General features: G+C 46.2%; 11 protein-coding genes. 1 reads left to right on the top strand and 10 read right to left on the bottom strand.

Features of this window, described 5'->3' with window-relative positions; genetic code table 11:
• Nucleotides 1-103: 103 nt before the first annotated feature.
• The 9 genes from KFE96_RS10895 to aspS all read right to left on the bottom strand — a co-directional run bounded on the left by KFE96_RS10895 (nucleotide 104) and on the right by aspS (nucleotide 10,643).
• Nucleotides 104-856, bottom strand: a complete 753-nt coding sequence (locus tag KFE96_RS10895; protein ID WP_255835596.1) for an ABC transporter permease — start codon at nucleotides 854-856, stop codon at nucleotides 104-106.
• The gene (locus tag KFE96_RS10890) at nucleotides 856-1,572 is read right to left on the bottom strand and encodes an ABC transporter ATP-binding protein (RefSeq protein ID WP_255832623.1); all 717 of its coding nucleotides are present in this window, start codon (nucleotides 1,570-1,572) and stop codon (nucleotides 856-858) included. Before KFE96_RS10890 ends, KFE96_RS10895 begins: the two co-directional genes overlap by 1 nt.
• 9 nt (nucleotides 1,573-1,581) lie before the next feature.
• Nucleotides 1,582-2,538, bottom strand: coding sequence for an ABC transporter substrate-binding protein (locus KFE96_RS10885; RefSeq protein ID WP_255832622.1), 957 nt, complete (start codon nucleotides 2,536-2,538; stop codon nucleotides 1,582-1,584).
• Between the two features lie 60 nt (nucleotides 2,539-2,598).
• Nucleotides 2,599-4,044 (bottom strand): ribosome biogenesis GTPase Der, encoded by a 1,446-nt coding sequence (der, locus tag KFE96_RS10880; protein WP_255832621.1) that lies wholly within the window; start codon nucleotides 4,042-4,044, stop codon nucleotides 2,599-2,601.
• Nucleotides 4,045-4,094: 50 nt separating this feature from the next.
• Complete coding sequence (locus KFE96_RS10875; RefSeq protein ID WP_255832620.1) at nucleotides 4,095-5,438, bottom strand: PQQ-like beta-propeller repeat protein; 1,344 nt, start codon at nucleotides 5,436-5,438, stop codon at nucleotides 4,095-4,097.
• Nucleotides 5,425-6,117 carry a tetratricopeptide repeat protein gene (locus KFE96_RS10870; RefSeq protein ID WP_255832619.1) on the bottom strand — a complete coding sequence of 231 codons (693 nt, stop codon included), beginning with the start codon at nucleotides 6,115-6,117 and terminating at the stop codon, nucleotides 5,425-5,427. The genes KFE96_RS10875 and KFE96_RS10870 overlap by 14 nt, the downstream gene beginning before the upstream one ends.
• Nucleotides 6,118-6,275: 158 nt before the next feature.
• Complete coding sequence (gene panB, locus KFE96_RS10865) at nucleotides 6,276-7,127, bottom strand: 3-methyl-2-oxobutanoate hydroxymethyltransferase (protein WP_370650582.1); 852 nt, start codon at nucleotides 7,125-7,127, stop codon at nucleotides 6,276-6,278.
• Nucleotides 7,128-7,229: 102 nt separating this feature from the next.
• Entirely contained in the window at nucleotides 7,230-8,777 is a 1,548-nt protein-coding gene (gene guaA, locus KFE96_RS10860) for a glutamine-hydrolyzing GMP synthase (RefSeq protein ID WP_255832617.1), read from the bottom strand.
• 78 nt (nucleotides 8,778-8,855) lie between these two features.
• Nucleotides 8,856-10,643: an aspartate--tRNA ligase gene (gene aspS, locus KFE96_RS10855; RefSeq protein WP_255832616.1), complete on the bottom strand. Its 1,788-nt coding sequence runs from the start codon at nucleotides 10,641-10,643 to the stop codon at nucleotides 8,856-8,858.
• A 179-nt stretch (nucleotides 10,644-10,822) separates the two neighbouring features.
• On the opposite strand from aspS, the gene rnd reads away from it, so the two are divergent.
• Entirely contained in the window at nucleotides 10,823-11,980 is a 1,158-nt protein-coding gene (gene rnd, locus KFE96_RS10850) for a ribonuclease D (protein WP_247018992.1), read from the top strand.
• Nucleotides 11,981-11,997: 17 nt separating this feature from the next.
• On the opposite strand, the gene KFE96_RS10845 is transcribed toward rnd, so the two are convergent.
• On the bottom strand, nucleotides 11,998-13,494 hold the full coding sequence (locus KFE96_RS10845; RefSeq protein WP_255832615.1) for a Ppx/GppA family phosphatase: 1,497 nt from the start codon (nucleotides 13,492-13,494) through the stop codon (nucleotides 11,998-12,000).
• Nucleotides 13,495-13,496 lie beyond the last annotated feature (2 nt).

The raw sequence follows: 13,496 nt of genomic DNA, 5'->3' as shown, positions 1-13,496 counted from the left end.
GGAGCCAATAACCAACGGCCCGCCTATCTCTATCGTGTGTTTGAAACATAATGATGCTAGCTACCGTTTATTTACTAATACAGCAAGAATATTTACGAACAAATCAGGCTTTAGATCGCTTAAGCCAAAGGTTTTCCAAAAAAGCAAAGAAGTAAAATATAGCCATCCCCATTAAAGCAAGGATCAAGAGACCGGCAAACATTTTCTCAATATTGAGCCTATTGCCAGCCTCGATGATGCGCCAAGCAAGCCCAGCCGAAGCACCAGAACCTGCAACAAACTCAGCTACAACCCCGCCAATAAGAGCTAACCCCCCACTTACCTTTAAACTAGCAAGCAAATACGGCATGGAAGATGGCCACAAAAGGAGCCAAAAACGCTGCCACCGGTTAGCACCATACAGAGTAAAAATATCCTGCAAGTTCTGATCAACCGATTTTAGCCCTGCGGACATATTGGCCAAAATTGGAAAAAAGGCTACCAGCCATGCAATTATGACCTGTGCTAAATCAACATTATCAATACCAACCCATATGATCACAAGCGGCGCTATAGCTATTATTGGCGTTACCTGAAGAATGACGGCAAATGGATATACAGTCATTTCAAACCGTCTGCTGATGCTAAATAGAAGTGCAAATAATATACCACTGATAGCCGCTACAAAAAGTGCCTTTAAAGTAACCTCAAGGGTAGATAACCCTGCCCACAATAAATCCGACAAGTTCGATACCAGAGAAGCATAAATGAGTGACGGCGCAGGAAGCACAAATTTAGGTATTCCCGCGTAAGCTACATACCATTCCCAGAACGCTAAAAGAACAATTAGTGCGCTAATTGGTAGTGCCACTCGCATCACACCACCTCTCCGGCCAGAAATTCAGCAATCTGCTTTGCCGCATTCATAAATTCAATCGACGTACGTTGTTCATCAGGCTTTAATGACCGATCCAATTGTGGCGCTACTTCGCCTGAAACCATGCCGTCTTTCATAATGAATACCCTGTCTGCAAGATAGGCAGCTTCATAGATACTGTGAGTGACGAAGAGTACGGTTAGTTTATTTTTTACTTGAAGATTAAGTATTAAGTTATTCATTTGAAAACGTAAAATTTCATCAAGCGCCGCAAATGGTTCATCCAACAGCAAAATATCTGGCTGAGCGACAAGTGCCCTTGCAATTGACACACGCATTTTTTGCCCGCCTGATAATGCTTCAGGAAATCTTTTTTCAAAACCAGCTAACTCTACAGCTTCGAGAGCATCAGCAATCAATTGATTATCAATATTATTCTTTAACTTCAGCGGTAATTTGACATTTGCTTCAACAGTAGCCCACGGCATTAAGGAAGGTTCTTGAAAAACAAAAGCTGTATCACGTTTGCCGTCATAACTAATTGAACCAGAAGAAGGTTCTAATAAACCCGAAATAAGACGTAATAAGGTAGACTTGCCACATCCGCTGGGCCCTAAAAGGGCAACGACTTCCCCCTCTTCAACCGACAAACACAGGTCAGAGAGAATGTTGACAGTATTATCATAGGAAAAACCAACATTTAGCAAGTTAAGCATATAATTGCGTTACTCTGTCGTGGGTAAAAATTCAAGCGTGTAAGCTTTTGTAACATCAAGACTTTCGGGCAATAAACCCATTTCGCTCATTTCAACATGAAAATCTTTCCATCTTTTATCCGTCATACGCCCCAATTTTTCCTTGTTACCAAGCATTTCATTGGTTCGCATCGCATTGATTGAAAAGGCTATAAGCTCTGGGGTCATTTCCTTATTATCGGCAAGAATAAGTTTATTAGCTTCTGAAGGGTCTCCCCAAAGGTAATCTAGCCACCCTTCAATGGAAGCTTGAACAAACGCCTTCACTACATCCTTATTGCTATTAAGATACTCTGAACGAACCATTACCATACCAGCGTATCCCAGATACCCCTCATCCGCAAAAAGGAACACCCTCGGTTTGACGCCCGCCTGCACTGCAGAGAACGGTTCAGAAGAAACATACCCCTCCTGAACTGTCCCTTTATTTACCAACCAAGGAGCAAGAGAGTATGTATATTTCCTAATCTGACGGTCTTCATATCCAAATTTGTACTTAAGCCAAGGCCAGAAGGTAGCAATCGCGCTATCAGCTAAAAAGATAGGCATGCCTTTAAAATCTTTAAAGCCGGATGCCTGTACTTCTGGATGAACCATCAAGACTTGTGGGTCCTTCTGAAAAGTAGTCATCACTACTTTCACATCTGCCCCTGCAGCCACGAGGTTTAAAGGTTGAAAATTATTAGATGCAATGGCGATATCAAGCGCACCTGCTGCCATTAAACGAGGATTATCAGTTTGCGGGCCGCCCGGCCGAATACGAACATTCAATCCATATTTTCTGTACAAGCCTTTTGCCACAGCCTGATAAAACCCACCATGCTCAGCCTGAGCTTTCCAGTCAGTAGCGAAAGTAATATTTTTATCTTCCGCAATTACGCCAGACGATAAAAACCCGAAAACGATAAATGTGAGGAACTTTTTCATAGCCCTGACTATATCGCGTTCGGGTTTTAGGTCAAAAAATATAACCGAATTAGTTATTTATTAGCGTTTTTTACGTCTGCTTTCGTATGGGTTTGCACCTTTTTTCAACACCATACGGAATGGCACACCTGGCAGATCAAAATCCTTACGAAGCTCATTCTCCAAGTACCTGAGATAGCTGTCAGGTAAATCATCAGGGCGGTTACAGAAGAGCATAAAGGTTGGTGGACGTGTTTTTACCTGGGCACCATATCTAATTTTAATACGTCGACCCGCAACAGATGGTGCTGGGTGCTTATCAAGCGTGTCAACAAGCCACTGGTTAAAGGCTGCCGTTGGAATACGTGCATTCCACAGCTCATAAGCTTCCGCGACCGCAGGCATAAGGTGCTGAGTGCCCTTCCCTGTAAGCGCTGAGAAATTCACAACCTTCACGCCTTTTAGCTGTGGCAGGCTTTTCGTCAGGGTATCTTTCATCTGACGAATAACCTTCAGGCGGTCGTCAATTACATCCCATTTGTTGAGAGCAATCACAAGACCACGCCCTTCACGTACCACCAGTTCTGCGATCTTCAGGTCCTGACGCTCTATACCAAGTTCGGCATCGATCAACAGAACAACAACCTCCGCAAACTGAACAGCACGAAGGCCATCAGCAACAGAGAGTTTTTCCACCTTATCGTTCACACGGGCTCGCTTGCGCATACCGGCTGTATCAAAGAGCTTAACTGGTAAGCCCTCCCATTCCCAATCAACGGAAATAGAATCACGGGTAAGTCCGGCTTCAGGGCCCGTAATCAAACGATCTTCACCAACCAGATGGTTAATAAGAGTAGATTTACCTGCGTTTGGACGCCCAACAATCGCAAGACGAAGTGGACGACCTTCTTCTTCATCCGCTTCTTTGTCTTCGAATTCGTACTCAAGATCGCCTTCAACCGGGCCTTGGAATTCTTTCTTTTCCTCTTGCTCAGCTTCTTCAGCTTCATGAGCATATGGGTCAATACCCTGGTCTCTAAGAGCGTCAACCACTGCCTGATAGAGCTCTCCAAGGCCTTCGCCGTGTTCAGCAGAAAGCGGGATAGGATCACCAAGGCCAAGCCCGTAAGCTTCATAAATGCCGGTATTTGCAGCTTTACTTTCGCATTTGTTAGCGCACAAAATAACTGGTGTACGCGTGCGACGAAGCCATTCGGCAAAATGCTCATCCATTGGTGTTACACCGTGGCGAGCATCATAGAGCATTAAAGCTACATCTGCTTCATCTACAGCCTGGCGAGTCTGTTGTCGCATACGGTCTGATAAAGAACCTGGCGCGCCTTCCTCAAGGCCCGCGGTATCAATCAAATCAAATTTCAGATCTGCAATATTACCGTATCCGGCACGGCGATCGCGTGTAACACCTGGTGTGTCATCAACAATCGCCAGTTTCTTGCCAACCAAACGGTTAAACAAAGTAGATTTGCCCACGTTGGGGCGACCAACAATGGCAAGTGTAAAACTCATCTCATTCACCTGTTAGGGTAAGCACCAGCATAAATACTGGCGGCTTTATATTATCTATATGCGATTAATTCGCCATCATCGGTCAAAACAATGAATGTTCCGTCAACAACAATTGGCTCTGTGCTTGAGCCCGTATCCATCTCAATACCGCTTAACACTTCACCAGTATAAGGGGAAACAGAAAGCGCAAAACCGTGTGTACTCGTAACCAATAGTCGATCACCTGCTAACACAGGGCCATTCCAACGGATCAAGCCACGGCGCTTATCTTGATTAGTAAAGCGTTGAAGCTGGGTTACCCAACGAACACGACCATCATCAAGAGAAACACAAGCAACTTGACCGTCGATCGTCGTTACAAATCCGAAGCGGCCAGCAATTGTTGGTGTATTCACACCTGCAACATCAGCTTCCCAGGAACGCTCTCCAGTACGCATATCAATAGCTACCATACGGCCAGCGTGGCTAACAGCATATACGCGACCGCGATCAATAACGGGATGGCCATCAATATCGGAAAGTGTAGCAAGTGGTGTAAGACGACGGGAGCTAGATAGAGCATCCTGCCATAGAATACGGCCATTACTACCAAGCATCGCTATCAATTCACCTGAAGAGAGCGCCGCTACAAATGTAGTGCCATCATATGCAGGGCTCGCAGCACCCAGCATACCAGCATTTTCCGAAATACCTACCTGATCCCAAAGCAGCTCGCCATTCTCGGTATCGAAAGCAAGCATCTGGTTATCATGTGTAACTGCAAATACACGATTTTCAGCGGCGGTTGGAGCCCCCCTGAAAGGAACAGCACCACTGTAACGCCATTTTTCACGACCCGTAGACGCATCAAGTGCTACCAGAAAACCATATCCCGACGTAACATACAGAGTATCGCCAAAAAGGGCTGCACCGCCGCCAAACCCAACTTTACTACGTTCTTCATCAGTAGATAAATCCACTGACCAAGCAGTTGAACCAGAAGCCAATGAAACAGCAGTCACCTGACTTTTAATATCAACTGCAAAAACTAATCCATTACCAGCAACGGGGCCAGATACTAAGCGTTCATATTTCTCATTGCCGCGACCAATACTAGTTGACCATGCTTTTGAAAGATTATCACCTAGTTCTAGATGCTGAGTAATATGCTGAGCATTGCCGCCTGCCTGAGCCCAATTCTGGTTACGATATGGTCTCGGAAGCACGATAGGTAGTGTTGAAATGGTTGAATCAACCGCAATACCCTGTGAACCAGTCAAAATTGAAATACGTTCCCGACCTTCGTCATCGTATTTCTGCTGTTTTTTGCTGCTGCTACATGCAGCTATAGTAAGAGCGGTAGCTCCTAACAGACCAACTTTCAACGTTTTCGAAAGGAGTTTAGCTGTTGTCATTGCTAACTCCTTCTTCAGCTTGTGCAGATAGCATATCTCTGAACTGACGTGCACGTGCGCTAATAGATTGCGGCGTGGCAGTGTCATCCACAAGCATATTAAAACGAGATAGTGCTTCCTCTGTTTTATTTTGCTGTAAATCAATATAAGCAAGCTGTTCAGTTGCAGTATAATACCAAGGCTTGTCCTTCACTGCGAGCACAGATAAACGTCCTCGAGCGTTGTCAAGATCACCCTTGTGTTCAGCAACAATAAGCGCCGCTCGAAGCTGTGCTAATTGTTGAAGTGCAGTATCAATAGCGGAACTAGTAGCAGCAGCGTCCAGTGTAGCGATTGCTTTGTCAAAATCACCCGCCTCGATAGCGGCTGTCGCCAAACGAAACTCTGCTAGAGCCGAATAACCATCAGAAAGACCACTTTCAGCACCTTCCCATAAAGCAACAGCATTAGCTTTGTTCGCTTCTACCTGTTCTATAACTGCGCCAAACTTGGAAGAATTTTCTTCCTGCGCGGACTGCTTCTGAGCTTTGTATACTTCAGTGCCAGCAACTACGAGCACAACTCCGACAGCTGCGCCCACTAAATATTTGCCATAGGCTTTCCAAAGCGCATTCAATTGGTCACGGCGCAGGTCCTCATCAACCTCTTGTGCTGCAAGATCAGGATTAATGTCCGACACACGAAACTCCTAAAACAGTTGTCATGAAGAACAGGCTTCATGCTCTAAATTCATCAAATAGGCTCTAATGGCCAAAAATTTGGGCTACCATAGCGAAAGCTTTCGCCAGAAGCAAACCCGAAGACACCAACTAATTATGGTAAAAGTTCGGCAACGCCTTAACTATTGGAGCCCCGCATCTTGTAGGTATGGTCATCACTAGGAAAATCACGGCTTCTAACCTCATCGGCATAGGCCTCAATAGCACCTTCAATGCTTTGACCGAGCTCCATATAGCGCTTCACAAACTTAGGGTTAATGGCAAACAATCCAAGCATATCTTCCGTCACGAGAATCTGGCCATCACATTCGCTAGATGCGCCAATACCAATAACCGGGCACGATACAGTTTCTGTAATTTTGCGAGCTAACGGCTCAGCCACCCCTTCCAAAACAACGGCAAAAGCACCAGCGTTGGCGATAGCAATCGCGTCATCAATGATTGGCTGCCATTCATCTACATCACGGCCGCGGGCACCGTAGCCACCATTCGTATGCACCGATTGCGGCATCAAACCAACGTGTCCAAGAACAGGAATGCCGCGCTTAACCAGAAACTCTACCGTCTCAGCCATTTCCACGCCGCCTTCAAGTTTGACTGCACCAGCTCCAGTTTCCGATAGCGCACGAGCAGAGTTTCTAAAAGCCAACTCTTTTGATTCTTCATAGGTTCCAAATGGTAGATCAATTACTACAAGGGCCTGTTTCGCCCCCCGGCATACTGCGCGACCATGGCGGATCATTGTATCAAGATCGACACCAAGTGTGCTGTCCATACCGTAAAGTACCATTCCAACACTATCCCCAACCAAAAGCAGGTCGCAGTGTTTATCAAGGCGTGCTGCCATTGGGGTGATGTATGCCGTTAGGCAAACAATTGGTGTACCACCTTTCATTGCAGCAATGTTTTTAGCTGTAGCCTGGCGCTTCGGGCGCGCATCAATCGTTGGTGCTTTACTCGTCGTAGACATACCGTACATACCCTTTTCCCACACATATGGTTTGCGCAGAAACATAGGGCATCAGATTTAAAAATCCAATGCCCTATCAATTAACTGTTCACAATGTGAGATTTATTCCCACTCAATCGTTCCCGGAGGTTTCGAAGTAATATCATAAACCACGCGGTTGATGCCGCGTACTTCATTAATAATACGGGTAGCCACACGGCCAAGGAAATCATGTGGGAAAGGATAGTAGTCAGCTGTCATGCCGTCTGTAGAATTCACCGCGCGAATGGCACAAACGTGATCGTATGTACGTGCATCGCCCATAACGCCCACAGTTTTAACAGGCAGTAAAACTGCAAATGCCTGCCAAATACTATCGTAGAGGCCAGCATTGCGAATTTCTTCAAGATAAATCGCGTCTGCTTTACGGAGAATATCAGCTTTCTCACGGGTAATTTCGCCAGGAATACGGATAGCAAGGCCAGGACCAGGGAATGGGTGACGGCTCACAAAATCATCGTGAAGGCCAAGTTCACGGCCAAGATCTCGCACTTCATCCTTAAAGAGTTCGCGAAGTGGCTCAACAAGGCCCATGTTCATACGCTCAGGCAGACCACCCACATTATGATGTGATTTAATAGTTACGGAAGGGCCGCCAATGAAGGAAACGGATTCGATCACATCAGGATAAAGCGTACCCTGGGCAAGGAAATCAGCGCCGCCCACCTTCTTAGCTTCTTCTTCAAACACATCAATGAAGAGTTTTCCAATGGTCTTACGCTTCACTTCAGGGTCTGTAACACCAGCAAGTTCACCAAGGAACAGATCAGAAGCATCCACATGCACTAGATTAATGTTATAGTGCTCACGGAACAAGCTAACCACCTGTTCACTTTCGCCTGCCCGCATCAAACCATGATCTACGTACACACATGTAAGTTGATCACCGATCGCTTCATGAATAAGAACCGCTACAACGCTACTGTCCACGCCACCTGAAAGCCCGCAGATTACACGCTTGACGCCAACCTGTTCGCGAATTTCCTGAATTTTGGTTTCTCGGAAACTAGCCATGGTCCATTCACCAGAACAACCGCAAATCTTCGTTACGAAATTTTTAAGCAATTCTGCACCGTGCGGTGTATGCACCACTTCTGGGTGGAACTGCACAGCATAGAAACGCTTCTCTTCATTTGCGATCGCTGCATATGGCGCGCCCTCACTTGTAGCAACAGCACTGAAACCCTCTGGAAGAGCATCAACATGATCACCATGGCTCATCCAAACCTGTTCGCGCTCGCCCTTAGCCCAAACGCCGTCAAAAAGCGCACAGTCTTCAGCGATATCTACAAACGCACGACCAAATTCCTGGTGGTCAGACGTAGTTACATTACCGCCGAGCTGTGCCACCATTGTTTGCTGGCCGTAGCAAATACCCATTACTGGAATACCCATTTCAAACAGACGTTCAGGAGCGCGGGGAGTGTCTGAGTGCGTTACACTAGCTGGACCACCAGATAGGATAACGCCGGCAGCGCCAAATGTATCAAGAACATCATCAGCTTGGTTGAAAGGAACGATCTCACAGTAAACACCTGCTTCACGCACACGTCGTGCAATAAGCTGAGTTACCTGAGAACCGAAATCGAGAATAAGAATTTTATCATTCATATATAGGTCTCACTTCACTAGTGGTGAGTTGTCGGGAACTAAATGGCAAAACGGGGCCGCTCTGGACCCCGCTCACACTTATTCGCTCGTTTCTTTTTTCGGAGGCTCAACCGTCCGAATGTAAAGCTCGCGGAGCTGCTTTGGCTCCACAGTGCTTGGTGCGTTCATCATCAAATCTTCCGCTTTTTGGTTCATTGGGAAGACGATAACTTCGCGGATGTTTGGCTCATCAGCCAGCAGCATAACCATACGGTCAACACCTGGTGCCAAACCGCCGTGCGGAGGGGCACCATATTTGAACGCATTGAGCATGCCACCAAATTCTTGTTCAACAACTTCTTCACTGTAACCAGCCATGCCGAAGGCTTTAACCATGATGTCCGGGCGGTGGTTACGAATAGCGCCGGAAGATAGCTCTACACCGTTCACAACAATATCATACTGGTACGCAAGGATCTCAAGTGGATCTTGTGTCTCAAGTGCTTCCATACCACCTTGAGGCATAGAGAATGGGTTGTGAGAGAAGTCAATCTTCTTGTTATCTTCGTCATACTCGAACATTGGGTAATCAACGATCCAGCAGAATTTGAACTCATCATCAGGGATAAGGTCTAGATCTTCACCAACCTTCGTACGAGCGACACCAGCGAGCTTGGCAGCGCCAGCTTCTTTATCGCACGCAAAGAACACACCGTCGTTCGGGCCTAGGCCAAGTGCATCAATAAGTTCTTTCGTTTTCTCTTCACCAAGGTTTTTAGCGATTGGACCACCAGGTACACCTTCTTTGATGTTGATGTAACCAAGGCCTGCATAACCTTCTTTCTTCGACCAGTCATTGGTGCTGTCAAAGAACTTACGAGATTTAAGACCTGCTCCCGGTGCTGGGATAGCGCGAACAATCGCACCTTCTTCAATCATACGTGCGAAAATACCAAATCCTGAACCACGGAAGATTTCAGTCACATCCTGAATTTCAATCGGGTTACGAAGGTCTGGCTTATCGTTACCGTACTTCAACATAGATTCTTTAAACGGAATCCGTGGGAACGGTGCCGGTGTCGTTTTCTTATCAGAGAACTTCTTGAACACTTCTTCAAGTACAGGCTCAATCGCGTTGAATACATCATCCTGAGTAACGAAACTCATTTCAATATCAAGTTGATAGAATTCGCCCGGGCTACGGTCAGCACGTGCATCCTCATCACGGAAACAAGGAGCAATCTGGAAATAGCGGTCAAAACCAGAAACCATCAGAAGCTGTTTGAACTGCTGCGGCGCCTGCGGAAGTGCATAGAATTTTCCAGGATGCTGGCGAGCCGGCACAAGGAAATCACGCGCGCCTTCAGGGCTTGAAGCCGTAAGGATCGGCGTCTGGAACTCGTTAAAGCCCTGCTCTGTCATCAAACGGCGTAGTTCAGAGATAACCTGAGCACGCAAAATGATATTGTTGTGCAAACGGTCACGGCGCAGATCAAGGAAGCGGTACTTAAGGCGTACATCTTCCGGATATTCTACATCGCCAAACACAGGCATTGGCAGATCGCCAGCAGCAGAAAGAACTTCCATCTCATCAACGTAAATCTCAACTTCACCAGTTGGGAGTTCAGCATTTACTGTTTCAGGAGTACGGGCTTTCACACGACCATCAATACGGATAACGCTTTCAGCGCGAACAGCTTCTGCATCTTTAAAGCATGCGCTGTCTACATCAAACACCAGCTGAGTTAGGCCATAATTATCGCGAAGGTCGATAAAAAGAAGACCGCCGTGGTCACGTTTACGGTGTACCCAGCCAGAGAGGCGTACTGTATCGCCAACGTTTGCTTGGCGAAGATCGTTACAAGTGTGCGAACGAAATGCGTGCATGATGTCCTACGTTTCCAATTTAACTATGTGCAATAGAGCACAAATATCATCTATATTTGGGCCGGAAAAGCGCATGATTAGACGAAATTGTCAAGCCCGGTATACAATATATGAACAGAAAGCGTGACGATTGCCTATTTCCTGTGTATTAGATGCTTCAAACAATAACGGAAACTGGCATGAAGCCCATAATAAATACAGAAGAACTAAAATCTCTTTGTGAACGTTTGAGTAAAGCCGACTTTGTAACTGTTGATACCGAGTTTCTGCGCGACAACACTTATTTTCCAAAGCTTTGCCTAATTCAGGTTGCGGATGATAATGAAGCACACTGCATCGATCCCTTGGCGGAAGACATTGATCTAACACCGCTTTGGGATTTATTCGCAGATGAAAAAGTGCTGAAAGTGATGCACGCCTGCCGTCAGGATATGGAAATCTTTTATCTGGCTATGGGTAAGCTCCCTGCCCCGATTTTCGATACCCAGATTGCAGCAATGGTATGCGGCTTCGGCGATTCGGTTGGTTATGAAACGCTCGTAACTAAAATCACAAAGGCTCAACTAGATAAATCAGCACGTTACACGGATTGGTCAAAGCGCCCGCTTACGAACAAGCAACTTTCTTATGCTCTTGGTGATGTTACGCACCTACGTACGATTTACCGTAAGCTTCAGGAAGAGCTTGAACAGACGAACCGCGAAAGCTGGGTTGAAGAAGAGACCGCTCCACTGCGTGAGCCTAGCCTTTATCTGATTAACCCCAAAGACGCTTGGAAGCGCCTAAAAGTTCGCACTAACAAACCTCGTTTCCTAGGCATTCTGCAACAATTGGCAACATGGCGTGAATCACAAGCGCAAGAGCGCGATATGCCACGTAACCGTGTTGCTAAAGATGAAACGCTTTTTGAAATTGCTGCCCATCCTCCCAAGGAGATCGAAGGTCTTGATAAAATTCGCGGCGTTCCAAAAGGGTTTAGTCGCTCCAAGGCTGGTAAGGCGCTTTTTGAAGCCCTTGAAGAAGGTCTCAACATTCCAGAGGAAGACCTGCCACACATTGCAAGGGCTAAACCTCGTCCAGCAACACCGCCAATGGCTGATCTTTTAAAGGTTCTTCTTAAGATCAAATGCCAAGAAGCGAAAGTAGCAAGCCGTATGATCGCGAGCTCGCAGGAAATCGAAGAATGGGCTGCTATGCCTCAGAAAACAGATATCCGGGCGCTTACTGGCTGGCGGAAAGAGATATTTGGTGATGACGCTCTTAAGCTTATGAACGGTGACCTTGCTCTTACTGCACGCAAAGGTGAAATAGAAGTTGTGGAACTTGAGGAAGAATAATCTTCCTCAGGTTCTGTCTATACATATTCAATTTCAGGTTTTCTGCCGATAAATTGCGCGAGCTGCCTTAGTCTACGTTCCACAATATCATTTGCGATATCTCTATATGAGGCAGGCACATCAAGCTTTAACTTACTTTTAGACACCTTAAGAGAGCTTACTTCAAGCGCCTTCACCGCACCACCTGACAAACGCTGAGCCAGCCTTAGCGCTGATCCCATTAATCGCGCTTCCTGTATTTCTGAAATCGTTAACAACGGAAGCATTCTGGATATATGTATCTCATCAACAGACGCACCGTAGGCTTGGTTGAGGGCAACAGCAATATATGTGCGTTCTTTATGCCCAACCCCTACAAAGTTACCGTGCAATACCGCTTCTACAGCTTTCTCCGCTCTAAAATCAGGATGGCCTCGCCAAGCAATATCACTTAAAAGACAAATTGCTTTGTGTAAGCGTTCGCGGGCAATTTTCTTTTGTGCTTTTCCACTGAATAGTGGCCGTGTCCATTCATAAATTACGTCTGAGTGCTCGGCAAATCGGTTTCTCTCCATCGCAATAGCATTGCAAACGAACAGGAATGGATCATCTTGCCGTCTTTCTGCATTCAAATGATCAAAAATCAATCCTTCACGAAGACCATATGATGTAGAAACCACATTCTTGGCCTGCATCGCTTCCACCAATTCTACCAAAATGATCGCTGCAATAGGCAGTATCTCTCGTCGACGTGTGGGAATCACGCTGCCAAACGGGATATCTCGTGGGTTCAGCTTACTTATGCGCTTACAGTAAGCCTTGCATTCTTTCCGTTTGGAGTAATAGCCATGAAGGATAGGAAGAGGCTCTGCCTTTTCCATCATCATCATGCGGGCAATGTTCCGCCAGGCACCACCAACAATATAAAGGTTTTGCCTGCTACGCTCATCCAGCCACCCGATGTTCGCGAATGTTTCTCGCAAGTATTTGCGGATTTTATTACGTTTATATCCAAACATACTGATTAAGCGCAGAGGTCCTATTGGCAGGCTAATAGTTTCTCCGACTTTACCGTTTTTAACTTGCGCCAGTTCAAGCGAGCCACCACCAAGATCACCTGTAATACCATAGGCATCAGGATCGCCCGACAAAACACCTAGAGCCGCTAATCTAGCTTCTTCATTACCATCAATAATTTCAATCTGAAGGCCGCATTCTTCCTTAACCTGTACAACAAATTCTTCACCGTTTTCAGCGTCCCTCACCGCTGCGGTAGCAACAGTACGGATAGTTCGAATACTCATTTGTTCGCACAGAGCCTTAAAACGCCTTAGCGTTGAAAGAGCATGGAGAACTGCATTCTTTCCCATACGTCCGGTGGAGCCGACCTCTCCGCCCAATCCAACCATAACTTTTTCATTAAAGATGGTGTCAGGCACCCGTTTTTCGCCAGAGAAAACTACCAGCCGAACAGAGTTCGACCCAATATCAATAACAGCTACATAATCTTTAATATCGGCTTCAAATGCGAACATAC

Source organism: Kordiimonas sp. SCSIO 12603 (assembly GCF_024398035.1).
Taxonomy (GTDB): Bacteria; Pseudomonadota; Alphaproteobacteria; order Sphingomonadales; family Kordiimonadaceae; genus Kordiimonas.
The sequence above is the reverse complement of the archived record's forward strand: the minus strand, read 5'-3'. Positions and strand labels throughout refer to the sequence as shown.